The organism is Chryseomicrobium aureum (genome assembly GCF_043182735.1).
Taxonomy (GTDB): domain Bacteria; phylum Bacillota; class Bacilli; order Bacillales_A; family Planococcaceae; genus Chryseomicrobium; species Chryseomicrobium aureum.
The window spans coordinates 1,638,133-1,664,145 of record NZ_CP171117.1 but is presented as its reverse complement, the minus strand read 5'-3'; the positions used below and the strand labels follow the sequence as shown (position 1 = coordinate 1,664,145).

Here is a 26,013-nt window from a genome sequence, read left to right as displayed (position 1 = left end):
AATCGATTTGGGTAGAACAAATCCCATTTAGTGTCGAACAAATCGCCGCTTCGTCCGATGAACGGCCGCTCAACCAAACTACACACCAAATTAAAAAACGAACCGCTGCTCCAGCGATTCGTTTCACTCACCATTCATTTATGAAATCTTTTTAATCTCTAACACAGAGCCTGTACGCGCATCCGCTGCAAACTCGTAGTTTTCAGTCTGCCCGTTTTTCATACGCGTAATGCCACCTTTAAAAACTTCTGTCTCGATAAAGCCAACATGAAACGGTTCAGTTTTCATATAGACCCAAGACCCGTCAATTGGCCCCTCTTGCTTAAAGGCTTCCTTCACCTGCTCTAAAACTTGATCCGCTGTCACACTTGGAATATAGCGACTAGCTGCTTGTGAAGCGACGACCCCAATCACGACACCTGTTCCTAGACCCATCATATAATCACGTAATCTCATTTACGAATTCCTCCTCTATACAAAAAATACCTTACACACAGTATATACGTTTTTAAACAGAAAACGAAACATTAGCTATTTCGAAAATCGAAAGAAAAGATGGAATTTTGCACTAGATTCTACTACACTAGAAAGTAGAGTGATTTTGTTAAGGGGGACATTACAAGTGAATCAAGAAACTTTGCAGTTGTTTAAAACATTAACAGAACTACCTGGAACGCCAGGAAATGAGCACCAAGTTCGTAACTTTGTACGATCAGAACTAGAAAAATATTCGGATGACATCATTCAAGATAATTTGGGTGGCATCTTCGGTGTCAAGAAGGGACCTGAAAATAGCCCTCGCATTCTTGTTGCCGGACACATGGATGAAGTAGGATTTATGGTTTCTAGCATCACAGAAAACGGAATGATTCGTTTCCAGCCGCTTGGTGGATGGTGGAATCAAGTCATGCTCGCGCAACGTGTAGATATCGTGACACGTGAAAAAACAATTCCTGGTGTGATTGGATCAATCCCGCCGCACTTGTTGAGCGAAGAAGTACGCAATCGTCCAATGGATATCAAGAACATGTTGATTGATGTCGGGGCAGACGATAAAGCAGACGTTCAAGCGATGGGCATCCGTCCAGGTGATCAAATCGTTCCAGTGTGTCCATTTACGCCAATGGCAAATCCGAAAAAAATCATGGCAAAAGCGTGGGACAACCGCTATGGTGTGGGTCTTGCGATTGAACTGTTAAAAGAACTAAAAGGTGAAACGTTGCCGAATCAATTGTTCTCTGGAGCAAACGTAATGGAAGAAGTTGGTCTTCGTGGAGCACAAGCATCTGCAACGATGATTCAACCTGATCTGTTCTTCGCACTAGATGCAAGTCCAGCGAATGATGCGTCTGGCGACAAAAATGAATTTGGTCAACTTGGAAAAGGAACATTATTGCGTATTTTAGACCGTTCGATGGTGACTCACCGTGGAATGCGTGAATTCATTTTGGATACGGCTGAAACAAACAAGATTCCGTACCAGTATTTCATTTCACAAGGTGGGACCGATGCAGGACGTGTCCACACGGCAAACGAAGGGGTTCCAAGTGCAGTAATCGGAATCTGCTCGCGCTATATTCATACGGCAGCTTCGATCATTCACACAGACGATTACGCGGCAGCGAAAGAACTGCTCATCAAACTTGTGAAATCAGCAGATGCTACTACATTGAAAACAATCAAAGACAACGTCTAAAGTGTCCTTCGGGGCACTTTCTTTAATAGGAGGAACTGATATGATTTGCACTATTGGAACACAAAACAAAGCGAAAATTCAAGCTGTGAAAAATGCATGTGAAAAAGCTGGAGTAATCTTTGATTTTCAACCATTCCCTGCAGAATCAGATGTGGCAGCACAGCCCATCTCAGATGAGGAAACACGACAAGGCGCGATAAACCGAGCACGTCACGCATTGCGTGAAACGGAATCAGAAATTGCCATCGGCCTAGAAGGTGGAGTCAAGTGGATCGAAGGGACTTTGTATTTGTGTAATTGGGGAGCACTTTTTACGAGAGATGGAGAGACGTTCACTGCAATGGGCGCTGGATTACCTCTTCCGGAAGAAATCGCAGAGGGGATTCGTGCGGGACAGGAACTTGGACCTTTAATGGACCTCTATACGAACAAACAAAATATTCGCCATAATGAAGGGGCTATCGGCGTGTTCACAAATGGGCTCATTGATAGAAGTGCGATGTTTGAACATATCGTGCTGCAGCTGATCGGACAATGGATGCGTCAAAAATCAGTTGTTTGATTGTTTTGGCCTAGACAGGTACAATAGAGGGCGGGGAAAAAGAAGGGAGGCCATCAAATGATAAAACGTAAATGGCGATTTTTACTTGTCCCACTGGCTCTCGTCCTTGTACTCGCAGCTTGTGCATCACCTGAAGAACAAGCAGCTGAAGGTGTGCGAAGCGCAACTAAATTACTTGAAGAGACACCTGAGCAACCAAATGAAAAAGTTGGCGAACACGGTCTATTCATTCCATCAGGCTATCAAGTAGAAACAGGGTCAGAGGCACCAAATATATTATTGAATCACTCAAACGACACGTATGTGTTATTTATAAATGAGAATGAACCGGCTACTAGCAGACTGTATTATGATTTACTCGTATCGGATCCTTCAAAAGAAATAGTGGAAGAAGAGACGAACGAATTGAGTGACCAATTTGGATTCGCAGCTGTGGTCGCGCATTCAGATGATCAATTTGAATTGATTGTTAGCCGCGGCGGCGTAAAGCTTTCTACCGTCACAAATGACAAAGCGATTGATACAAAATTACAAGATATGATGCGGATTGTGCATTCATACCAAACTGAGGAGGCGTCACAATGATTGATTTACAGTCAAAAGAACAGTTTGAAGAACTAAAACAAGGCAACACAGTATTCTTATTCACAGCTGGCTGGTGTCCGGATTGTCACTTTATCGATCCTTTCATGCCAGAAGTGGAAGAGAAGTATGCACACTATACATTTGTCTCAGTTGATCGAGATCAATTCATCGAAATCTGCCAAGAGATGGACGTCTATGGCATTCCAAGTTTCATCGTTTTTGAACAAGGGTTAGAAACGAAACGTTTTGTTAGCAAAGACCGCAAGACACAACAACAAATTGAAGAGTTTTTAGACGGTTCACTCGCGTGAGCCGTTTCATTTTGAAGCTGAGAAAGGAGTGCTCTCAATGAAGCCTTTGCAGCTGATTGCACAGTTAAAAACATCATTACTCGAAGAGGATTATACGTATTCCTACAATCGTGAAACCAATATTCTCAAACTCACACATAAACGTGTGAACCGAACAATTGAATTGTCACTCGGTCCAGTGATTGCGAAGTATGGACAAAAGAAGGAAAAGGCGATCGAAGAAGTCGTCTATATGATTCACGAAACATTTGACGCGATGGAAAAAGAGCAGCAAACAGAACGCTACTTGAATCCAACAATTTATCCTGTTATTCGCGCGACTTCATTCCCAACAAAGTCGAAGCAAGGTGTGCCGTTCATCACTAGACCTCACACTGCAGAGACACGTATTTTCTATGCACTGGATTTAGGGTCTACGTACCGCTTAGTCGATCAAGACCTGCTAGGGAAATTGCAAATGACTGAACAAGAAGTAACAGAGTCTGCACTATTCCAATTGCGCAATTTACCAACTGCGTATAAAGTAGATGAAGTTGCAGGAAACAAGTACTACTTTTTCAACGCGAATGATGGCTACGATGCGAGTCGCATTTTAAACGATCGGTTGATGAAGGAGATGCAAGACAAAGTCGAAGGTGAGATGACACTCGCTGTTCCTCATCAGGATGTTTTGATTATTGGAGACATCCGAAATGATGCTGGCTACGATATTTTAGCCCAAATGACGATGCATTTCTTTACAGTGGGAATTGTTCCAATCACATCATTATCATTTTTATACGAAGAAGGCGAGCTTGAACCGATTTTTATTCTCGGAAAGCATGCTAATCAAAAGGAGAACAACTAAATGCGCGTGTATTACAATACAAAAGGAATCGGTGACGTTTTATTAATTGAATTAGGTTCTACTACTAATGAACTTTCAACTGAACGCTTTGGCGACGTTACCCTCGTTACAGATGCAGTGACAAATGAAGCAGTAGCGTGTAATCTATTCTGTTTTTCAACATATGAAAAGTTACCTGGAGACGGAGTTGTTGAACTATCTCCTGAATTGGTGTCAAAACTACAACAAATTCTAGATCAGAATGACGTGCCACTTGAATTAAAAGCTGACTTCACTCCAAAATTCGTTGTCGGGCATGTGAAAGAACTAACAGCTCACCCGGATGCAGACAAACTTCGCGTTGCAACAGTGGACGTTGGAGATGAAGAATTGCAAATTGTATGTGGAGCTCCGAATATCGAACAAGGACAACACGTCGTCGTTGCAAAAGTTGGCGCCACAATGCCATCAGGTCTTGAAATCAAAGATGCTGTTCTTCGAGGCGTTCCCTCTTCTGGGATGATTTGTTCTGCAAAAGAGCTAGCAATTCCCAATGCACCACAAGAAAAAGGCATTCTCGTCATAGACTCTTCAGTCGTTCCGGGTACCCCTTTTGAATCGTTATCTATTACTTTCTAAGCATGCCATCTGGCGTGCTTTTTTTATTCCTACTAAAACATCACTTCTACCTAGACGTGTGTACGAAATTCCTACAGACGTCAGGCCTTTTTCTTGGTAAAATGGAGAGATAGAAAGGATGAAGAACACCATGGAATGGGTAAAACGATTATTCCGACAACACCAACAAGAAGAAATACCAGAACAATCATCCTTTGAAGAAGTGCCGGCGAAGAAGCAGCCACCATTCCGCTTCCCGCTCATTTCGGACGATGAAAAAAACTATCTAGTAAATAAACCTACGGCAGCTCCATTTGAGCCAACGCCTTCAAGTTATTCATATGAAAATCACTATACGCCTTCTGAGCCACAGGCACCGAAAAAGCCGTACGCTCCTTCAGAGCCGCGTACTCCGAAACGCCAGCAAGATCCGGTTTCAAATAAGCCTGTGCAAAAAGAAATTGTACGGTCAAAAAAGCGCTACGTGCCATCTGTCGTTCCTTCGCCAGTCTTTGGGCTGAAGACGGAGCAAGAATCAGCAGCTAGCATCACACGAACAATGCGCACATCTCACTATGATTGGACAGCTGAACAACAGGAAGAGTTACCTGTGCAAGCTGTTGAACTCGATATTCCAACTAAAGGTGAAGCCTTAAGAACAGAACCAGTTGTACTAGATAAGATGAAGGATGAAATTCCTGCGCCTCAAGAGCAAGTGGTGGAACAGTCAGTAAATCTAAACAATGAAGAAGCAACAGCAACAATTGAGCAAGTAGCCCTTGAACAAGCGGAGAATGTAGTTGAAGAAACTGTACCCGAGCCAGAGCGCCCGAAAGAAAAAATCAAACCTTTCAATGTATTGATGCTTTCTTCGGATAAACGTAAGCTTGAACAAAAAGTATCTGTACCTACTCAGCTCAAACAAGAGCCGATTCAAGTGCCAGCGCAACCAGCTGTACCTCTTGATGAGACACGCGATATGAAGTCTGAAGTAAAAGAAGAACCTATTGTACCCAACTATGCAATGCCAGCGTCCAACTTCCTACATGCACCTGTACATAAATCGGATGATAATGAGTGGATGGATCAACAAGCCGAGCATCTTGTCGAGGCACTCGCACATTTCCAGATTCAGTCTGAAGTGATCTCTATTGTCCAAGGTCCAGCTGTCACTCAGTTTGAGTTAACGGTAGGGCAGGGGACAAAAGTAAGTAAAATCCGTAATTTAACAGATGACTTGAAATTAGCACTTGCTGCTAAAGACATTCGTATCCAAGCACCGATTCCTGGGCGCCGCTCAATCGGAATAGAAATTCCAAACCGTGTGTCACGTGCTGTGCAATTATCGGAAGTAATTGAAGCACCTGCCTTTAAAAATGCAGATTCTCCACTTGAAGTGGCAATGGGGCTCGACTTGCATGGTCAACCTGTGACAATGGACTTGCGCAAAATGCCACATGGCTTGATTGCTGGTGCCACTGGTTCTGGAAAGTCTGTCTTTATTAACTCACTGCTCATTAGCTTGTTATATAAAGCTTCACCGAGCGATGTCAAACTGTTACTGATTGATCCAAAAGTAGTGGAATTAGCGCCATTTAACCATATCCCTCATTTAATCAGCCCTGTCATAACAGATGTGAAAGCTGCTGCTGCTGCACTAAAATGGGCAGTTGAGGAAATGGAAAGACGCTACCAGTTGTTCGCACATGCAGCAGTACGTGACATTTCTCGCTTTAATCAGAATGCAATTGAAGCTCGCAAATTTTCGAAAAAACTTCCATACATCGTAATTGTCATTGATGAGCTTGCGGATATGATGATGGCCGCGCCACAGGACGTGGAGGATTCGATTTGCCGAATCGCTCAAAAAGCGCGTGCATGTGGTATCCATCTCGTTCTAGCTACGCAACGACCAAGTGTTGATGTCATCACGGGTCTCATCAAATCTAATGTTCCAACGCGTATTGCGTTCTCTGTTTCATCTCAGATCGACTCCCGGACGATTCTTGACCAACAAGGAGCTGAGCGTCTGTTAGGAAAAGGGGACATGTTATACCTCGGAAGTGGGATGGCAAGCCCAATCCGGATTCAGGGGACTTATGTTTCGGATGATGAAATCGACAGAATCATTGCGCATGCTCGTTCGCAAGGAGAACCAGACTACATTTTCAAACAAGAAGATTTAATTGTGCGCGCAGTCGAAGTGGAAGAACAGGATGAGCTATTTGAAGAAGCATGCCGTTTTATTATTGAACATGGCGCTGCTTCGACTTCTCTATTGCAGAGAAAGTTCCACTTAGGCTATAATCGAGCAGCACGGCTAATGGATGCTATGGAAACAGCAGGCATCATCACAGGCCAAAATGGAAGTAAACCACGTGAAGTACTCGTATCCGAAGAGTTTTTACAGGAAATTTTGTAAGGAGGAACCCAAGTGACAACCTATCATTTTACAGGAATTAAAGGATCGGGGATGAGCTCGCTCGCTCAAATCCTCCATGACGTGGGCCATCACGTTCAAGGCTCAGATAAATCAGAGTTCTTTTTCACTGAAAAACCTCTTCATGAACGAGGAATCAATGTTTATGAATTCGAACAAGCAGATATTACCGCAGAGATGATTGTGATTGCAGGAAATGCGTATCCAGATTCTCATCCGGAGCTTGAAAAAGCACGAACTGCCGGTGCAGAAATTATTCGCTATCATACTTTCTTAGGGAATTATATGAGTCAGTTCACATCTGTTGCTGTAACAGGAGCACATGGGAAGACTTCAACTACTGGTTTGTTATCACACGTTTTGAACGTGTATTCACCAACCTCTTATTTAATTGGGGACGGAACGGGGAACGGCTTAGCAGATGCTGAGAACTTTGTGTTTGAAGCGTGTGAGTACCGTCGACATTTCCTAGCGTATCATCCAGATTATGCTGTGATGACAAATATTGATTTTGATCACCCAGATTATTTCACTAGTAAAGAAGACGTATTCTCTGCGTTCCAAGAGATGGCGTCTCAAGTCAAAAAAGCAATCTTTGCTTGTGGAGATGACGATGACTTACTGAAAATCACGGCTTCGGTTCCGGTTATCTATTACGGGATTGAGAGTGGCAACGATTTCCAAGCGACATCCATCGAGAAGACCCCGGATGGTACTACGTTTGATGTGATGATCCGTGATGAGTTTTATCACCGATTCCATATCCCGATGTACGGCGATCACACGATTCAAAATGCACTAGCAGTCATCGCACTTTGTCATTTTGAAGAGATTCCAGCAGAAGCGATTGCCAAAGGTCTATCAACATTCGGAGGGGTTAAACGTCGTTTCACAGAAACGTTTAAAGACGCACGTGTACTAATCGATGATTATGCACACCATCCAACTGAAATTACAGCTACAATTCAGTCTGCTCGTCAGAAGTATCCAGACAAAGAAGTGATTGCTGTCTTCCAACCTCATACGTTCTCACGTACTGCAAAATTCTTAGATGAGTTTGCAGACGCATTGAGTAAAGCAGATAAGATCTATCTCTGTGAGATTTTTGCATCTGCTCGTGAAGCACAAGGGGAGTTAACGATTCATGATCTTCAGAAATTGACGCCAAACAGTGCAATTTTATCGGAAAGTGATGTGTCACCACTTTTGGTCCACGAAGACGCAGTGTTCCTGTTCATGGGAGCAGGAGACGTCCAGAAATTCCAGCAGGCTTTTGAGAAGTTGATTTAAAACCGTGCCTCGGGGCGGTTTTTTATTTTCACTTGAAATCTAAGGAGCACTATTGCCATAATAGGAACATGGGAAAAAAGAAGCAGTGGAGTTTATCTTGGATGTCACAGGGTATACTAAAACTAGCAATTGAAAGTTAGCTAAAGGAGGAACAGTAGATGGAGAACTTATTGTACATAGCTGCCGTTATTGCAGCAGTCGGATTCCTTGTTCTCTGTGTCAGCATGGCGATTACCTTGTTTTCAGTAAAGAAAACATTGGCCAACGTTGCTGTTACAGTCGAGCACTTAGATTCCAACCTGCAAGACATGACAAAAGAAACGGCACTATTACTACACAAAACAAACGCTCTAACAGAAGATATTCAATACAAATCTTCTCAATTAAACGGTCTTGTCACATCTGTTAAAGGATTTGGGGATACTGTTAACCAGTTCAATTCATCTATGCAGCGTATTACAAGCTCTGTAACGAATGAAGTTGAAAAAAATGAAGACAAAATTGCACAAGTTGTGCAGTGGAGCAATGTAGTATTAGGGATTCGCGATCAATGGAAAGAGCGTAAATCATTAGAAGAAGCGGGTTACTATACGTATAAAGCAAAACAAACGAAGCAAGAAGATTCATCATATCAATCTACTTTATAGGAGGAATTACGATGACAAACTACTCAAATAAACCAAGTTATGGCGATAGCCGCAAAAATACAGAGTATTACGATCACGAAGCTTCTTATGCGTCACAAGGTGAGACGTTCTATGCACCACAAAATTATGTGGGTCATGATGAAATCTACCGTGAAGAATCTGCAAGCAAAGACTTTTTGTTAGGCGCATTAGTAGGAGGAATCATCGGAGCAGCTACTGCTTTGTTACTAGCACCAAAAAGTGGAACTGAACTACGTGGTACTATCTCTGAACAAGCTTTAACTATTAAAGAAAAGTCAGCTGATCTTTCTCAAAACGCTAAAACAAAAACGACAGAAATCTCTAAAAAAGTTTCGGATTCTTCTAACCAGTTATTAAGTAAAGTGAAGAAGAACCAAACTCCTCCGATGGATGATGGCACTGCTTCATCTGAAGGTGAAGAAGAAATGGACGTACTGGAAACTGTATCAAATACAGTAGAAGATGTAGATACAGAAACTTCTCCAGTGGGCGAAGCTTTCTCAGACGCATTAAAAGATTCAGAAGAAAAAAAATAGTAATAGGCACCAACACCTCGCAATGCGGGGTGTATTTTTTGCTAAATAACTTTAACGAGTTGAAGCGTTAAATTATTTTACGTGACTTTTCAACTCTACTTCCTTATAATAGACAGTATCTCGAAAATGAAGTACAATTTTCAGAAATTCAACCGCATCATAGGAGAGGAGCAACACAATGAGTCAATCAGAATTAGAAACACTACGCAGCCGTGTCGACGAGCTGAACACCGAAATTCTCAAACTTATTAATGAACGCGCAACAGTTGTTCAAGAAATCGGTAAAGTCAAAGAGAAATCAGGTGTGAATCGCTATGATCCTCTGCGTGAGCGCAATATGCTGGATCTTTTAAAAGAATCCAATCAGGGGCCTCTCCCACAATCTACAGTCGAACATATTTTCAAAGAAATCTTTAAGACTGCTTTAGAACTACAAGTGGACGACCAAAAGAAAGCCTTATTGGTATCCCGTAAAAAGAAAGCAGAAGATACAATTGTTACTGTGAACGGAGAGCCAATTGGACAAGGAAAACCATCATTCGTATTTGGACCTTGTGCAGTTGAATCCTACACACAAGTGGCAGAGGTTGCCGCATCAATTCAATCCAAAGGGTTAAAACTTATCCGTGGGGGAGCATACAAGCCACGTACGTCTCCATACGATTTCCAAGGACTTGGTCTAGATGGATTAAAAATCCTGAAACAAATTTCAGATGAGTTCGGTTTGGGCGTGGTATCTGAAATTGTTACACCTGGACATTTAGAAGAAGCACTTGATTACATCGATGTGATTCAAGTGGGTGCTCGCAACATGCAGAACTTCGAACTATTAAAAGCAGTTGGTTCAATAGATAAACCGGTTCTTCTAAAACGTGGAATCTCAGCGACACTGGACGAATTTGTTCATGCTGCAGAATACATCATGTCGCAAGGAAATGATCAAATCATTCTTTGTGAGCGTGGTATCCGTACGTATGAAAAAGCAACACGCAACACATTAGATATTTCTGCGGTGCCAATTTTGAAACAAGAAACGCACTTGCCAGTATTTGTAGATGTTACGCACTCAACAGGGCGTCGTGATATCTTGTTACCAGCAGCAAAAGCTGCTCTTGCCATTGGAGCAGATGGAGTGATGGCAGAGGTTCATCCAGATCCAGCTGTTGCTTTATCAGATCAAGCTCAACAAATGAACTTGAAGCAATTTGATGAGTTCTACAGTTCATTACAAAATTTCATGAAATCTCATGAGATTCACGCATAAAACTGAGCATCCTTCGGGGTGCTTTTTTTCGTTGTTAAAAGTAAATGATTTCCTTTCATGAAATGCCATGATTTTATACGTTTTTCATACAAAAGTATTGTATACTAAGTTAAATAGTACCTGACAAAGGGGAGAAAACCATGACAGTCACGATTTATGATGTAGCACGTGAAGCAAATGTCTCAATGGCTACAGTCTCACGTGTAGTAAATGGCAACCAAAATGTAAAGCCGGCAACTCGCCAGAAAGTTCTTGCCGTCATTGAACGTCTTGATTATCGTCCAAATGCAGTAGCACGTGGATTAGCAAGTAAAAAAACAAAAACTGTTGGCGTTATTATTCCCGACATCTCGAATGTCTTTTATGCAGAACTTGTGCGTGGAATTGAAGATATCGCAACAATGTATCGCTATAACATTATTCTGACGAACTCAGACCAACAGCCTCAAAAAGAAGCGCAACTGCTCTCGACTTTATTGAGTAAACAAGTGGATGGCGTAGTGTTGATGAGTGATCAATTATCAAATGAGCTCCGTGATGAAATGAAACGTTCATCTATCCCGATGGTTCTTGCAGGGACTTTAGATCAAGCGACGGATACGCCTTCTGTGAATATCGAATATCATGAAGCGGCAGTTCAAGCTGTTGAACGACTAATTCAAAACGGTCATCAACGAATTGCTTATGTGACCGGTTCGTTGAAGTCCTCCATTAATCGTTTGCACAAGCTCACAGGATACGAGAAAGCTTTGGATGCTGCAGACCTTGAAGTAGACTCGGACTTGATTGTAGAGGTCGAGAATACATATGAGGAAGGGATTCGTGCGTTTGAACAACTCCAAAGCCTAAAGCAACCTCCAACTGCTTATTTTGCAGGAAATGATGAGATTGCAATCGGCATTTTGCAAGGCGCAAAAGATGCAAATCTAAATGTCCCAGGTGATATTGAAATCATCAGTTTTGAAGATTCAAAATTAACCCGTATGGTGCGCCCGCAATTAACAAGTATTGCAATGCCTCTATATGATATTGGTGCGGTTTCGATGCGTCTACTTACGAAGTACATGAACAATGAAAAAGTCGAAGAGGGTACAGTTATTTTGCCGTACCGTCTCGAAGAACGTCAGTCAGTGAAGTAATACTTGAATTTAAGTCGCCCTCCATCCAGAACGCCATTTCCAGGGGGCTCATTTAGTATACAAAAGTCATTTCAATTTATCTCAACATTTCTTCAAGAAGAAGATCATAGAATTTTTCTCTCCAGTTAATTAGCATGCACTCGCTATCCTAAACTATATTTAATTAGACGCTAAAAAAGGCCTCCAACCAGAAATTTCTTTTCTGGTGGGGGCCTTTTTTGTAGTATTTGTTTGAAATACATTTGCAGCTGTACAATTAGTTTCCATAATATGAGCAATGTAACAATGAGCTTCGCTAACGTCATAATGGAAGCTGCTAACGTCACAATCAGCCGAATTAATGTAATAATCACCGTAGTAGTGAACTAAAGTCAAAGAGCTTCTAAAAGATTCTGTGATAAAAACTAAAGTTGAGTGGAATGGAGGGGTTGACTCCAGTGGGATTCCAGTCTGCCGTGAGATCCCGCAGGCGCTTGCGACGAGGAAGCTCACGCAGCGCCCACGGAAAGCAGCCCCGCAGTGGAACTCAACGTTTTAGAGTGGCGTTCTCCACATCTAAATGGAATCGAGTTTCGCCTCCTAGAAATCCCGCAAGAAGCCATCGCAGCCTATGAAGCAAAAAGCGCTTCACAGTCCACGCTGTCTTCTCGCACAATTTCTAACCAGTCGGCTCCACATCTAAAGACTCATTTTTTTCTCATTCCGAATAATGTACAAAGACTTCTCTAACATCTGCTGATTCTTCTCTGTGATTTCTGCTTTACGAGGAATAGCTTCGTAAAGAGGGGACGGATCTTCCCATGTCGGTATGAGGGGGACTGGGCTTTCTTGCTCCCATCGCTCTAACCACGTTTTTGGTAACTCCCCAGTAGGTGCCGGTTGATCCGACATTTCCAACCAGATCAGCGACCATGCACGAGGGACTACGCGCCAAATATCATAACCGCCGCCGCCAACCGCAATCCATTTCCCCCCACAATATTCATGCGCAAGTTCATGCGCTAGTTTAGGAATCTCTTTGTAGGTTTCGATTGTTCCATATAAATGTGTAAGAGGATCAAAGTAATGAGCATCTGCACCATTTTGCGTCAAAATCACATCTGGCTTAAAATGCTCTACGATTTCCCGGAATGCAGCACGGTAAATCTCTAAAAACGATTCGTCTTCTGTGAAGGCATCGATTGGGAAATTGAACGAAGTCCCATAGCCTTCACCTGAACCACGCTCTGTGATATTCCCCGTTCCAGGGAAAAGGTAGCGACCTGTCTCATGAATCGAGATTGTGCATACATTTGGGTCATCGTAAAAACACCATTGTACACCGTCCCCATGATGCGCATCCGTATCGATATACAGAACGCGAGCATTGTATTTTTGCTGCATATACCGAATTGCTACAGAGCTATCGTTATAAACACAAAATCCTGAAGCTTTTCCTCGGAATCCATGATGCAGGCCACCACCCAAGTTAACCGCATGTTTCGCTTTACCTTCCATTACATAGTCGACTGCAGTCAACGTACTTCCGACAAGACGGGCACTTGCTTCGTGCATGCCAACAAATAGTGGCGTGTCTTCCGTGCCAATGCCGTACGCTTCAAATTCCTCTGCATTGCAATCTGGCTCGCTCGCTTTTTTTACAGCGTCGATATAGCGCATGTCGTGTGCCAACGCGAGTTCTTCGTCAGTGGCCATACGAGGTTCGACAATTTGTTCTTTTGAAAGCGCATTCATTTTTGTTAATAAATCAACCGTCAGTGTCAAACGTTTCTGGTTGAATGGATGTGTATCTGAAAACCGGTACCCCAATTGGTCTTCTGAATAGACAAATACAGCTTCGTTTACAGTGTCGGGTGACTTGGCCATATGACGTCAAACCCTTCTTTTTCAAGAGCAGAAACGAGCTTTAGGGGATTGATCGTTTTTACTCGAATCACAAGAATCTTGTAGAGCTCGTCTTTTTTATCAGGATAGACCAGTACAGACAAGACGTTTACACGGTGTTCGTAAAAGACTTTAGAGACTTCAAACAATACACCTGATTTATTTGGAACACGGATTTCAATTTGAGAACCGGGTTGCGTAACGCCTGTTAACTCAATGAATTTATAAAGCATGTCGGACTCTGTAATCATTCCCACAAGTTTTCCTTTACTGACAATTGGTAAGCACCCGATACGATTGTCGTAAAAAATGGTAGCGGTTTCTTCCACAAAGTCAAGAGGATGACCAGTAATAGGGTTTGGAGTCATGATTTTTTCAATCGGTGTATCAAGCACGCTATAGTCATCTGAATCCAACAGATTTGAAGGTGTTGCTTGTTTGATATCACGATCAGTAATGACACCGAGTACTTCGCGTTCGTCATTCACAACTGCAATGTGGCGTATTTTTTTTTCTCGAAGTGTGGCAGCCGCTTCTCTCAATGTTTGCGTGGGAAGGAGCGTAGCCACATCCGTATTCATAATTTCTTCGATAATCATGAGCGAGCCTCCTAGTACATGAAACGATTCATAAATCGTAGCTGATCAAATTGTTGAATAGAATCATTATCGACGCGTGAGCCGATGCGAGCCATTAAACAGTTTGCCGGGTGCGAACTAATTTCTGGGTCATCTGTAGCGAAATATTCAAGTCCACCCGCATTCATCATTTTTTCCATTACTTTTCGGTATTCCCATACGTTTAAACCTGTTCCTTTTAAATCCCAGTGCCAATAATATTCCGTTGTGATGACAATGTAATCGTTCATCGCATCGTCCATCATCGAAACCTTTAATAGACTTTTTCCTACTCCGCTTCCTCGGTATTTCGGAATCACTTCGATTGCACCGAGTTCAATCAAATTTTCCATGTTTCCTTTCGACCAGCGTTCAAGAGGGTCTGGGTGCAAGAATGTCGCATACCCGACAATAGTTGTTTGCTCTCGAACAATAATCAAACGGCCTTCCGGTAACTTTGCAATATCGATAATTGCTTTATGTTGTTGATCGGGGACACGGAAAGAGGTCAAATCCTCGTGAAACTGCAAAGAAGCAATTTCCTCACTTGGCACAGGACCTTCTACGATCACAGTTCCGTGTTTTGTTTTCACTTCAATGGCATTGTAGGTTTTTTTATGAATCACATGCACACCACCTTCATTTTACTCTTATCCATTATACCGTATACCCTAGAAAATGTGTGCGCTTTCAAGAAACATTCAGAATAGTTGTACAAACGAAATAACTTTAGGTAAAATAAGGGGGTACTTACATAGAAGGGGTGACAGTATGAAACTTGAAACATTAGCAGCAGTTCAAGGAAACTATAATCTTTCGGAGTATGAATCGTTCTCAAAAGATTTCTCATGGGATAGTGCATCTGAGGTATTTGACTGGCACAAGACGGGGAAAATGAACATTGTACATGAGGCGATTGACCGTCATGCATATTCTTCAAACAAGAATAAAGTGGCGCTCTTTTATCAAGACAATGATCGTAAGGAAAGCTATACGTTTTACGAAATGATGCGCAATGTAAATCGAGCGGCAAATACGCTTTCTAAATATTCATCTCTTGAAAAAGGGGACCGCATGTTCATCTTCATGCCACGTTCACCGGAGTTGTATTTTGCACTTTTAGGTGCATTAAAGATGGGAGTAATTGTAGGGCCTTTGTTTGAAGCATTCATGGAAGGCGCGGTGTATGACCGTTTAGATGACAGCGATGCGAAAGTATTAGTGACTACTCCAGAACTTCTCAGTCGCGTACCTGTCGACAAGCTTCCAAAACTTGAAACAATCTTCCTCGTTGGGGAGTATGATTCTTTTGATGAGAAGTATGTTGATTTTACAGCAGGCCTTCAAGAAGCAAGTGACAAGTTTGATACGGTGTGGGTTGATCAAGAAGATGGTTTAGTGCTTCATTACACATCGGGTTCTACTGGTAAGCCAAAAGGAATCTTACATGTACATGGTGCGATGGTTCAACACTACCACACGATGAAGTGGGTCATGGATGTTAAAGAGAATGATATTTACTGGTGTACTGCGGATCCAGGCTGGGTTACGGGTACTGTATACGGAATCTTTGGTCCTTGGCTGACAGGGACAACATCTCTTATTTTAGGTGGACGTTTCTCACCAGATGCGTGGTATAAAGCAATTCAAGACTATGGTGTGACAGTTTGGTATAGTGCACCGACAGCTTTCCGCATGTTGATGGGAGCAGGGGACAACCTTGTAAAAGAGTATGACTTATCAACTCTTCGCCACTTGTTATCGGTTGGGGAGCCGTTAAATCCAGAAGTTGTGAAATGGGGCATGCAAGTATTTGGGCTTCGTATCCACGACACATGGTGGATGACTGAAACAGGAGGTCAGATGATTTGTAATTACCCGACGATGGCAATCAAGCCAGGCTCGATGGGGAAACCAATTCCAGGCGTGTATGCAGCTATCATCGACAACGAAGGAAATGAAGTACCACCGCTAACAATGGGGAATCTAGCCATTAAAAAAGGTTGGCCATCGATGATGCGAGAAGTATGGAACAATAAAGAGAAGTATGACTCGTATTTCATGAACGATGAATGGTATTTCTCAGGAGATTCGGCGTATATGGATGAAGACGGGTATTTCTGGTTCCAGGGGCGCGTGGATGATGTCATCATGACGTCAGGTGAGCGAGTAGGGCCGTTCGAAGTAGAAAGTAAATTAATTGAACATCCGGCTGTTATGGAAGCTGGCGTCATCGGAAAACCAGATCCGGTCCGCGGTGAAATCATAAAGGCGTTCATCGCTTTAAACGAAGGCTATGAGCAATCGGATGAGCTGGTCGCTGAGATTCAGCAGTTCGTGAAAAAAGGACTGGCTGCACATGCTGCTCCTCGTGAAATTGAATTCAAAGACAAACTTCCAAAAACACGAAGTGGAAAGATCATGCGTCGCGTTTTAAAAGCGTGGGAATTGAATCTACCGACGGGTGACTTATCGACAATGGAAGATTAAAAAGGTAAAGCAAAAAGGGAGTTTCTCAAATTTTGAGAAACTCCCTTTCGTATGTTCTATGATGCACTTATGCTCTAACTTTTATTCTATTCAGTACCTTCTTCGGGTTCTTCTGGCTCTTCAGGTTCTACCGGGTCGACTGGATCCGTGTCATCTCCACCGCCAGTGCCTCCGCCATTCCCGCCGCCAGAGTTGCCACCGCCAGAGTTACCACCACCAGAATTTCCGCCACCAGAATTTCCGCCGCCATCCCCGCCACCAGTCGCAGGTGGAGTTGTTGGGGTAGGAGTTGGAGCAGGCTCTGGCTCAGGGCGCTCACGCGTAATGGCATTTGATGGTGCAGATTGTTTACCTGTAATATCGACTGCACGAACAGAGTAATCTCCAAATCCACCAAGTGTGTATCGGTTTGCGCTAGCTTGTGGAACAGCTGCTATTCGTGTAGAGCCTTGATAAATATAGTATCCGACAACATCAGCAGAACCAGAATCTGTCCATGTCATAACATCTCCTGAAACGGAAGCTGTTACACCAGATGGAGCTGCATCATCTGCTTGGAATACATCTTCTGAAACTACATTTGAAGCAAAACCTGAGTTTTCAGGGAATAACTTACTCGCGTTGCCACCGAAGCGACCAAGCATACGTTCAATGAAGGACTCGCTTACACCAAATCCGCCTCTCACAACGAACTCTTGTGGTGTGCTTTCAAGAGCACGGTAGCGATTGCCATTGATTGTTACATACGATGAGCTCACTAAACTATCATCAGGTTTAGTTGGTAAGAAAGCAGCTGCGTTAAATAAGTCGGAACGTACAAGTCCTGCATTAGAACAAGCAGATGATGGTGCAAGACCAGAAATACTACAGAATGATCGTTCTACCACACCTTCAGGACGTTGGAACGTTTTATTCGGTGCAGCAATCAATTCTGGATTTACATCATACAGTCCGTTCATAATATTCGCCCATAAAGTATTCGAGCGAACAGAAGGATGACCATACGTGTTGTTCATATAGAACAGTGTGTTATCTCCTGCTTTAAAGTTGTAATTGTCATATCCGAGCCATACGCTCAATGTCACGTTTGGATTGTAGCCGATCAACCAAGAATCTTTATGGTCTTGTGTTGTACCAGTTTTTCCAGCAAAGTCTGAGTTAAACTTTAGACGAGAATTGGCAACAGTTGCTGTTCCCTCATCAAATACATCGCGCATCATATCGTTCATGATGTAAGAAGTCGCTGGACTAAATACTTGAACAGGCTCAGCTTTGTGCTCAAATACGACGTTGCCGTCAACATCTTCGATTTTTTCAATTAAGTAAGCATCGACAAATGATCCATTGTTCGCAAACATCGAAAATGCATTTGTATTGTCTTCAATAGTGACGCCTGTCGTTGTTCCTCCAATAGAGATAGAAGGGTAGTCATTCTCTTTCTTTTCTACACTGCTAAAGCCCATTTTGTGTAGCAAATCAATCGGTTGGCGTTGTTTGACTTCATCATACAAGCGAACCGCAGTTAAGTTTTGAGAAGTTGTCAAAGCACTACGTACAGAAATGATTCCTTTTTCTTGGTTCGGATTGTAGTTCGACGGTTCCCAACCAGAATTCGATGCATCTGTTAAAGAGAACTTTACATCGACCACCGGTGAACCTGCACCTACAAGTCCGTACTCAATGGCTGGAGCATAGACCATTAAAGGTTTGAATGTTGAACCAGGAGAACGGAAGGCAGTCGTAGAGTGATTCAAGGCTTCAAGGTTATGGTCACGACCACCCATGAAAGCAAGAATACGACCCGTTTGGTTTTCTAAAAGCATTCCACCAACTTGAACCGGTTCTTCAACTGTTTCAATTTCACCAGTTTCTTCGTTCTTTACTTCTTTCACACGTGTATACCCATACATATCGTAAGAGTCTTTTATTTCTTCCATTTTTCGCATTAAGCCTTCGTCAATCGTTGTGTGGATGCGGTATCCACCAGTAGCAATTTCTTGACGTGCTAGTTGACGATATTCTGTTCGAAGAGAGGAGTCGCCATCTACGCGGTCTGGATCAAGACCGTCACGCTCGGCTAAGATTTTTGCCATGATTGTCGTGACTCGTTCTTCAACTTCAATCGTTAACCAAGGTAAGTCTTCATACGTAGAGGCTTCACGTGGTTTAAAGTCTTTTGTAATGTCATATGCTAGAGCCTCTTGATACTCAGCATCCGTAATATACTCTGTCTCATTCATACGGAAGAGAACCGTCTTCATCCGGTCGATTCCAGGTTGTAATCCTTCAGCATCTTTTAACTCACCTTTACTAGTGAAAGGTGTGTAGCGATAAGGAGCTTGTGGAATTCCTGCGATGTAAGCAGCTTGGGCGAGGTTCAAGTCTTTTGCTTCTACACCAAAAATCCCTTGCGCAGCCGTCTCGATCCCAGCAATATTGCGTCCACTTGAATTTCGACCATACGGAATGATGTTCAAGTATGCTTCTAAAATTTCATCTTTCCCCATATATTCTTCTAAGCGCATAGCCAATAGTAGCTCTTTTGCTTTACGAGAGTAAGAAACTTCATTAGTGAGGATTTGGTTTTTAATGATTTGTTGCGTCAGTGTGGATCCACCTGTCTGTGTGTCCGCATTTGTAATATCTTGTACTAATCCGCGAAGAACAGCTTTTGGCACGATTCCATCGTGTACTTCAAAATATTCATCTTCTGTTGCAAATACTGCATTTAAGACATTCTCAGAGACGGCATCGAGCTTTGTTTCTGTTCGCTCGAGATCTGTTCGCATCTTTCCAAAATAATTATTATCTTTGAAATAGATTTCAGATGTCTCTTCATACGTAAATACGGCGTTTTTCATCTGTTCAGGTGATCGCAACGGCTCGTCTTTGACAAGAGCTGCAAAATAACCTGCACCAACAGATGCACCAAACGCACCAAGTACTAGAAACAGAACGAGAACAATCAATGCCAGATTCCAAAAAACACTTCCAGTGATACGTAATGCTTTGGCCCATTTCGAACGGGTCCAGTTATCTAATCGTTCCTTCAAACTCAAGGTCGTGCACCCCCTAAAAAATCACTTCATTATACCATATTTAGCAAGTAAATTTCGATAGTTATTGACAACTCTATGGAAATCGGTAAAATAGGGGTATATTTAAGCGATGAATAAATGCGAGTAGCTTTTGGATGATGCCATTAGAAATCTGGTGGGTGCTGCAAACCAGACATTCCCATAAGTGAAGTACAGTTTAGGAGCTTGACGTATGACGGCGTTAACGTCATTCGAGTGAGAAGGAGATAGCTCCTTTCTAAACTGGGTGGTACCGCGCAAACAAGCGTCCCTGCATCTTTTTGATGCAGGGACTTTTTTTGTTGGAAATCGCAAAAAGGAGGAAAAACAATGTCAAAACAATTACTAGACGATTTAAGCTGGAGAGGCTTGTTATATCAACAAACTGATGAAGAGGGAATGGCCGCTCTTCTTGAGAAAGAGAAAGTAGCTCTTTACTGTGGAGTTGATCCTACAGCTGACAGTATGCATATCGGCCACATTGTGCCACTACTTACGTTGCGTCGCTTTCAAATGCATGGGCATCAACCTATCCTGTTAGTGGGTGGAGCAACAGGAACAATCGGAGATCCATCTGGACGCTCTGAGGAACGCCAACTGCAGACGATGGAACAAGTCGATCAAAATGTCGCAGCGATTGCTGAACAAATGAAGCGAATTTTTGACTTTGACACAGAAAACGGTGCGAAGATGGTCAACAATAAAGACTGGATCAGTTCGATGACAATCATCGACTTCTTACGCGATTACGGTAAACTTGTGAATATCAATTACTTGCTTGCAAAAGATTCGATTTCATCTCGTTTAGATTCTGGTCTTTCTTTCACTGAATTTGCATACACACTTATTCAAGGAATTGACTTTAATCATTTGTACAATCACCACAACTGTCGCGTGCAGATTGGTGGATCCGATCAGTGGGGGAATATTACGACAGGACTTGAAATGATTCGTAAAACACATGATGAAGAAGCAAAAGCATTCGGTATCACGATTCCACTAGTAACAAAAGCAGATGGGACAAAATTTGGAAAAACAGCAGGAGGAGCAGTTTGGTTAGATGCTTCTAAAACGTCTCCATATGAATTCTTCCAATTCTGGATCAACACTGCAGACGCAGATGTGATTAAATACTTGAAAATCTTTACGTTTATCGAGCGTACTGAAATTGAACAACTTGAGAAAGCAGTAGAAGAGCAGCCACATCTTCGAGAAGCACAAAAGCGCCTTGCAAAAGAGATGACAGAATTGATTCATGGGGTGGATGCGCATGAGCAAGCAGTCCGAATCTCCCAAGCGCTATTTAGTGGAAACTTGAAAGAACTATCTGTTGCTGAAATGAAAGACGCATTTAAAGATGTTCCGTCCGCAGAAGTTGCAAAAGAAGAGAAAAACATTGTGGACTTGCTAATTGAAGCGGGTGTTTCTCCATCAAAACGTCAAGCCCGTGAAGATGTATCAAATGGGGCTATCTCACTAAATGGGGAAAAAGTAACGGATGTGGCGTATATCGTGAGTGGTTCAGATCGTCTAGACGATCAATTCCTAATTGTAAGAAGAGGAAAGAAAAACTATAAGATGATACATTTCTTACAGTAGATGGTAGTAATAATTAGTGAAAAAAATCAAAATTGACTAATTTTTTGTGATGTATATGTGGTACACTTACAGTATATATGAACCTATGCAAGGAGTACCGGTATGTCTCAAACAAAAATTTGTGTAGTTAATCTAATTGATGATTTCTTTGTCATTTTAAATGAGAAAGAAACAAATGAACGAATTTTTATTCCTAAGGATAAATTTACGATCAAAGCAAAGCCTGGAGACGAGCTCGAAGTAACACGTGATGAGCGTTTGAATGGCTATATCTTTAAAGAAATTATGTAATTGAAAACCCTGTCGCTCAATTTTGAGCGGCAGGGTTTTTGTATTTCATTCTGGTGCTCTTAGTTACGAAATCCCTCCACCCAGGTCGCCATTTCCTGGGAGGGTTTCTTTAGCCTTTGGTGCCTGTCACCATTTACCAGCAGCTCCCATTTGGTACCTGTCACCATTTACCACAGCCTTCGGTGCCTGTCACCATTTACCAGCAGCTCCCATTTGGTGCCTGTCACCATTGATCAGCCCTTACCAGCAAAGTCTTGAGCAATCAGTGAAAATGAATTTTTCATGTGCTTGTTACTGTTCGGTCAGTTTCGATAGGTGGACGACTTACAAGGTAAATAAAAAAAACCTCCCATAAAGGGAGGCAGTTACTCAGATTAACGTGAGTAGAACTCAACGATAAGAGCTTCGTTGATTTCAGCAGATAATTCGCTACGCTCTGGAAGACGAGTGAATTTACCAACTTTTTTGTCAGCGTCAAACTCTAAGTATTCAGGTACGAAGTTGTTCACTTCGATCGCTTCATTTACAGCAGTAAGGTTTTGAGATTTTTCACGAAGTGAGATCTCTTGACCTGGTTTTACTAAATATGAAGGAATATCAACGCGTGCGCCATCGACCATAACGTGACCGTGGTTTACTAATTGACGAGCTCCACGACGCGTGCGAGCAAGACCTAAACGGTAAACTAAGTTGTCTAAGCGAGTTTCAAGAAGAACCATGAAGTTCTCACCTTGCTTACCTTGTAACTTAGCAGCTTTGTTGAATAAAGTTTTGAACTGACGCTCGTTTAATCCGTAAGAGTGACGAAGTTTTTGCTTCTCTTGAAGCTGTAAGCCGTACTCAGAGATTTTTTTGCGTTGGTTCGGGCCGTGTTGACCTGGTGCGTAAGGACGCTTTTCTAATTCTTTACCTGTGCCGCTTAGAGAAATTCCAAGGCGACGAGACAATTTCCATGATGGACCTGTATAACGAGACATAGTAGTCTCCTCCTCTGTTGGTTTTATTTTGTTGTAAAATAAAAACCAATTGTATTCAGTCAAAAGGCTATTTTGTCATCTGGTGATTTCGCCCATGCAGCCGAAGGGTTACGTATCACATCCACATAGAGTGGGACAAACTAGCGGCTCTTGGCCATACAACTGCTGCGTTTATTTTACACAAAGACCATTGTATAACTTCCACTGTAGACTGTCAAGAGGATTCGCTAGACAAGCAAGTTTTACTGGTCTGACTTCTTGGAAAACCATTGCCAGAACTTCCTCTATCGGAGTAAACTAATAATGAAAGCGTTTACATTCAAAGGGGTGCTTGAACATATGAGAAAAGATACACGCTTGATCCATGAGGGGATGGATCCTGCCAACCACCAAGACAGTTTGACAGTGCCGCTCTACCAAACGTCAACATTTACTTTTCACAGTGCTGAACAAGGACAACGAAGATTTGCAGGGGAAGAGGCAGGGGGGATTTACTCACGGCTTGGTAACCCGACAGTCGATGTGTTGGAAAAACGGATGATGGCGCTTGAGCAAGGTGGAGGCGCACTAGCATTCGGTTCAGGAATGGCAGCAGTTAGTACCATTCTTGTTCATCTCACAAAGACGGGAGATCATATCCTTTGTTCAAAAGGTCTTTATGGATGCACATTTGGACTGCTCGGTATTTTTGAAACGAAATACGCTATTACACATTCACTATCAGCACTAGCGTCACGTGAGCAAATCGAAGCGGCAATCCAAGAGAATACGACAGTAATTTATGTAGAGTCACCAATCAATCCAACGATGGAAATCGTGGACTTAGGGCTGGTTTGTGAAGTGGCCAATGAACGTGGAATTCGGGTGGTTGTGGATAATACATTCTGCTCACCGTACTTACAACAGCCGCTTGAACTTGGCGCAGACTTCGTACTCCATAGTGCAACGAAATACTTGAATGGTCATGGGGATGTCATTGCAGGTATTTTAGTTGGAAAAGATGCAGACGAGATGCAGCAAATTCGAATGTCCGTTCAAAAAGATTACGGCGGAATTATTTCACCATTTGATGCTTGGCTCATTTTGCGTGGTTTGAAAACACTTCACGTACGTATGGATCGCCATGTGAAAAATGCTGAGAAATTGCTCGCGTATTTGAAAACTGAGCCGAGTGTCACCAAGATATTCTATCCATTTGATGATGCCCATCCACAAGTGGAAATTGCGAGAAAACAAATGACTGCTGGGGGAGGTTTGATTTCTTTTGTAGTAGAAGGAGGAACCGAGTCGGCCCAGCGATTTTTAAATCAGTTGCAGCTAATCCACGTAGCAGTAAGTTTAGGCGACGCGGAGACTTTGATCCAACACCCTGCTACGATGACACATTCTGTAGTACCAGAAAACGATCGAATTGCGATGGGAATCGACAATGGCATGCTGCGCTTATCCGTCGGTCTTGAAGACATGGATGATATCATCGAAGATTTACAAAAAGCTTTTCAAGCTATTACGAAAGAAGGCACCAGTCAATTCTAGTTTATAAAAAACACGCACAAAGGGAGTCTCTCAATTATCATGAGAAACTCCCTTTTCAATAGTTTATATGAGTAAGGCTTTTTATGTTGATTAAACCCGGAGGCCAGGACGACATTTCCCGGGCCATCTGAGTTTTCTCGAGACCCGGCAACGAAGATGAAAGTGCTCTTCTTTCAGCTTACGTGGGGAGGCTCGAGGAAACTCACCCAGGAAATGCCGTTCTGGCTGTAGGGTTTTCCAAATTATACTTAAAATTAGAGATGTTTCATCAAATGATCTACAAACGTTTCAAGACCAGCTTGATCCACTTCCGTAAAACGTGCTTTTGAAGGACTATCGATATCTAATACACCGATGACTTCGCCGTCTTTCACAAGCGGAATAACGATTTCAGAGTTCGAAGCCGCGTCACATGCAATATGTCCAGGGAAGGCATGAACGTCCTCAATACGAAGTGTTTCGTTTTTCTCTACAGCTGTTCCACAAACTCCGCGTCCAACTGCGATTCGTACACAAGCCGGAAGTCCTTGGAAAGGCCCGAGGACCAGTTCACCGTCTTGCATCAAATAAAAGCCAACCCAATTCGTATCATCCAAAAATTGATTTAACAAAGCAGAAGCATTGCTCAAGTTTGCGATTTGATTCGTTTCACCGTCTAGTAGCGCATCCAATTGTTTAGCAAGAAGTGCGTAATTTTCTTCTAATGAAGCCGAATAAGCTTGTTGTGTGAACATCATCATTCCTCATTTCTCTAATTCAGTAAAGTGCTCCGAAAACTGGTGAAGGTCACGTGCAATGTGAGCGTCGGACCCAAAGATAAGTGGGATTCCTTTAGATTTCGCAATGCGTGCTATATGTAAAGGAGGATAAGGCTCTTTACAAAATGATTTTGCATAGCCTGCACTATTCAGATCTATCTCTAAATTCGCGTCCTTAATTGCTTCGACAATGCGCAACAACTGCTCAGTGTCATCAGGGAAGGATGGCAGAGCGTGTTGGAATTTATGGATGAGTGAAAAGTGTCCGATTCTTTTGGGTTTCCAGTTTCCGAGAGAAGTTGTAATAGATTTTAGCACAGTAGCGTAATAAAGTGAATAGAACTGATCGGCAGAACCCAGTTGCGCGACTGACTCTAAATAAAGCTCTTTTGAGTAGTCAATGCAAACATACTCATTCATAGGAAGCTTTAAGAAATGTACAGATAGAATACTATCGTCAAGCTCAGGACCGTACGTGTTTAAAAAGCTGGTTGTCTCACGTTCAAATCCTTCGATATAATCTACCTCTAATCCCACATTCACGACCAAGTCAGTAGAGTAGGCTTTTTGCACATCACGTACAGCTGTAATATAGGATTCTATATTTCGTAAGTCCATTCCACTATCACGAGTTGGCGTTGTGTCGACGAAGCCTTCTGGAAGGGGGGCATGCTCGGTAAAACTAATTTCTTTGATGCCAAGCTCTATGGCTCGTTCACAATATAAGGCAAAACTATCCTTAGAGCCATGTGGGCAAAACGGTGTATGAATATGTCCGTCACGTCTCATCTTGAAAATCCTCTCAAAAAATAGTTACAATAGATTGAAACAATCTTAACATAACATGGT

The 26,013-nt window shown here is 42.5% G+C and carries 24 protein-coding genes; 16 read left to right on the top strand and 8 right to left on the bottom strand.

Features of this window, described 5'->3' with window-relative positions; translation table 11 throughout:
- Nucleotides 1–138: 138 nt before the first annotated feature.
- A complete protein-coding gene (locus tag ACF3OH_RS08685) occupies nt 139–456 on the bottom strand; it encodes a PepSY domain-containing protein (protein WP_204590495.1) in 318 nt (105 codons plus the stop codon).
- A 166-nt stretch (nt 457–622) separates the two neighbouring features.
- On the opposite strand from ACF3OH_RS08685, the gene ACF3OH_RS08680 reads away from it, so the two are divergent.
- From ACF3OH_RS08680 to ccpA, 12 genes are all read left to right on the top strand, one after another.
- The gene (locus tag ACF3OH_RS08680) at nt 623–1,696 is read left to right on the top strand and encodes a M42 family metallopeptidase (RefSeq protein WP_204590494.1); all 1,074 of its coding nucleotides are present in this window, start codon (nt 623–625) and stop codon (nt 1,694–1,696) included.
- 40 nt (nt 1,697–1,736) lie between these two features.
- Nucleotides 1,737–2,258 carry a DUF84 family protein gene (locus tag ACF3OH_RS08675; RefSeq protein WP_392454103.1) on the top strand — a complete coding sequence of 174 codons (522 nt, stop codon included), beginning with the start codon at nt 1,737–1,739 and terminating at the stop codon, nt 2,256–2,258.
- A gap of 57 nt (nt 2,259–2,315) precedes the next feature.
- On the top strand, nt 2,316–2,843 hold the full coding sequence (locus tag ACF3OH_RS08670) for a hypothetical protein (protein ID WP_204590492.1): 528 nt from the start codon (nt 2,316–2,318) through the stop codon (nt 2,841–2,843).
- Nucleotides 2,840–3,154, top strand: coding sequence for a thioredoxin family protein (locus ACF3OH_RS08665; RefSeq protein WP_204590491.1), 315 nt, complete (start codon nt 2,840–2,842; stop codon nt 3,152–3,154). The genes ACF3OH_RS08670 and ACF3OH_RS08665 overlap by 4 nt, the downstream gene beginning before the upstream one ends.
- A gap of 37 nt (nt 3,155–3,191) precedes the next feature.
- Nucleotides 3,192–4,001, top strand: coding sequence for a DUF1444 family protein (locus tag ACF3OH_RS08660; RefSeq protein ID WP_392454101.1), 810 nt, complete (start codon nt 3,192–3,194; stop codon nt 3,999–4,001).
- Entirely contained in the window at nt 4,002–4,619 is a 618-nt protein-coding gene (ytpR, locus tag ACF3OH_RS08655) for a YtpR family tRNA-binding protein (RefSeq protein WP_204590489.1), read from the top strand.
- Between the two features lie 130 nt (nt 4,620–4,749).
- Complete coding sequence (locus ACF3OH_RS08650) at nt 4,750–7,020, top strand: DNA translocase FtsK (RefSeq protein WP_392454099.1); 2,271 nt, start codon at nt 4,750–4,752, stop codon at nt 7,018–7,020.
- Between the two features lie 12 nt (nt 7,021–7,032).
- On the top strand, nt 7,033–8,328 hold the full coding sequence (murC, locus tag ACF3OH_RS08645; RefSeq protein WP_392454097.1) for a UDP-N-acetylmuramate--L-alanine ligase: 1,296 nt from the start codon (nt 7,033–7,035) through the stop codon (nt 8,326–8,328).
- A gap of 158 nt (nt 8,329–8,486) precedes the next feature.
- Nucleotides 8,487–8,975, top strand: a complete 489-nt coding sequence (locus tag ACF3OH_RS08640; RefSeq protein WP_204590486.1) for a DUF948 domain-containing protein — start codon at nt 8,487–8,489, stop codon at nt 8,973–8,975.
- Nucleotides 8,976–8,986: 11 nt separating this feature from the next.
- Nucleotides 8,987–9,532: a YtxH domain-containing protein gene (locus ACF3OH_RS08635; RefSeq protein WP_204590485.1), complete on the top strand. Its 546-nt coding sequence runs from the start codon at nt 8,987–8,989 to the stop codon at nt 9,530–9,532.
- A gap of 178 nt (nt 9,533–9,710) precedes the next feature.
- The gene (locus ACF3OH_RS08630; RefSeq protein ID WP_392454094.1) at nt 9,711–10,796 is read left to right on the top strand and encodes a bifunctional 3-deoxy-7-phosphoheptulonate synthase/chorismate mutase; all 1,086 of its coding nucleotides are present in this window, start codon (nt 9,711–9,713) and stop codon (nt 10,794–10,796) included.
- Between the two features lie 140 nt (nt 10,797–10,936).
- The gene (ccpA, locus tag ACF3OH_RS08625; protein ID WP_204590483.1) at nt 10,937–11,935 is read left to right on the top strand and encodes a catabolite control protein A; all 999 of its coding nucleotides are present in this window, start codon (nt 10,937–10,939) and stop codon (nt 11,933–11,935) included.
- 678 nt (nt 11,936–12,613) lie between these two features.
- On the opposite strand, the gene ACF3OH_RS08620 is transcribed toward ccpA, so the two are convergent.
- The 3 genes from ACF3OH_RS08620 to ACF3OH_RS08610 are packed head-to-tail and all read right to left on the bottom strand — an operon-like array spanning nt 12,614 to nt 15,062.
- Complete coding sequence (locus tag ACF3OH_RS08620) at nt 12,614–13,801, bottom strand: acetoin utilization protein AcuC (RefSeq protein ID WP_392454092.1); 1,188 nt, start codon at nt 13,799–13,801, stop codon at nt 12,614–12,616.
- Complete coding sequence (locus ACF3OH_RS08615) at nt 13,777–14,418, bottom strand: acetoin utilization AcuB family protein (RefSeq protein ID WP_392454090.1); 642 nt, start codon at nt 14,416–14,418, stop codon at nt 13,777–13,779. The genes ACF3OH_RS08620 and ACF3OH_RS08615 overlap by 25 nt, the downstream gene beginning before the upstream one ends.
- Before the next feature lie 11 nt (nt 14,419–14,429).
- The gene (locus ACF3OH_RS08610) at nt 14,430–15,062 is read right to left on the bottom strand and encodes a GNAT family N-acetyltransferase (protein ID WP_204590480.1); all 633 of its coding nucleotides are present in this window, start codon (nt 15,060–15,062) and stop codon (nt 14,430–14,432) included.
- A gap of 145 nt (nt 15,063–15,207) precedes the next feature.
- Here ACF3OH_RS08610 and acsA point away from each other — a divergent pair, with 145 nt between their 5' ends.
- Nucleotides 15,208–16,926: an acetate--CoA ligase gene (gene acsA / locus ACF3OH_RS08605; RefSeq protein ID WP_392454088.1), complete on the top strand. Its 1,719-nt coding sequence runs from the start codon at nt 15,208–15,210 to the stop codon at nt 16,924–16,926.
- An 86-nt stretch (nt 16,927–17,012) separates the two neighbouring features.
- Here the strand turns inward: acsA and ACF3OH_RS08600 are convergent, their stop codons facing one another.
- A complete protein-coding gene (locus ACF3OH_RS08600) occupies nt 17,013–19,985 on the bottom strand; it encodes a transglycosylase domain-containing protein (protein WP_392454086.1) in 2,973 nt (990 codons plus the stop codon).
- Between the two features lie 348 nt (nt 19,986–20,333).
- Here ACF3OH_RS08600 and tyrS point away from each other — a divergent pair, with 348 nt between their 5' ends.
- The gene (gene tyrS / locus ACF3OH_RS08595; RefSeq protein ID WP_392454084.1) at nt 20,334–21,602 is read left to right on the top strand and encodes a tyrosine--tRNA ligase; all 1,269 of its coding nucleotides are present in this window, start codon (nt 20,334–20,336) and stop codon (nt 21,600–21,602) included.
- Between the two features lie 102 nt (nt 21,603–21,704).
- The gene (locus ACF3OH_RS08590) at nt 21,705–21,893 is read left to right on the top strand and encodes a hypothetical protein (protein ID WP_204590476.1); all 189 of its coding nucleotides are present in this window, start codon (nt 21,705–21,707) and stop codon (nt 21,891–21,893) included.
- A 374-nt stretch (nt 21,894–22,267) separates the two neighbouring features.
- Here ACF3OH_RS08590 and rpsD read toward each other — a convergent pair whose 3' ends face one another.
- Entirely contained in the window at nt 22,268–22,870 is a 603-nt protein-coding gene (gene rpsD, locus ACF3OH_RS08585; RefSeq protein ID WP_378142458.1) for a 30S ribosomal protein S4, read from the bottom strand.
- A 339-nt stretch (nt 22,871–23,209) separates the two neighbouring features.
- Here rpsD and megL point away from each other — a divergent pair, with 339 nt between their 5' ends.
- Nucleotides 23,210–24,406, top strand: a complete 1,197-nt coding sequence (megL, locus tag ACF3OH_RS08580; RefSeq protein WP_392454081.1) for a methionine gamma-lyase — start codon at nt 23,210–23,212, stop codon at nt 24,404–24,406.
- A 254-nt stretch (nt 24,407–24,660) separates the two neighbouring features.
- Here the strand turns inward: megL and ACF3OH_RS08575 are convergent, their stop codons facing one another.
- Nucleotides 24,661–25,140, bottom strand: coding sequence for a GAF domain-containing protein (locus ACF3OH_RS08575; protein WP_392454079.1), 480 nt, complete (start codon nt 25,138–25,140; stop codon nt 24,661–24,663).
- Between the two features lie 9 nt (nt 25,141–25,149).
- Nucleotides 25,150–25,953, bottom strand: coding sequence for a histidinol-phosphatase HisJ (hisJ, locus tag ACF3OH_RS08570; protein WP_392454077.1), 804 nt, complete (start codon nt 25,951–25,953; stop codon nt 25,150–25,152).
- Nucleotides 25,954–26,013 lie beyond the last annotated feature (60 nt).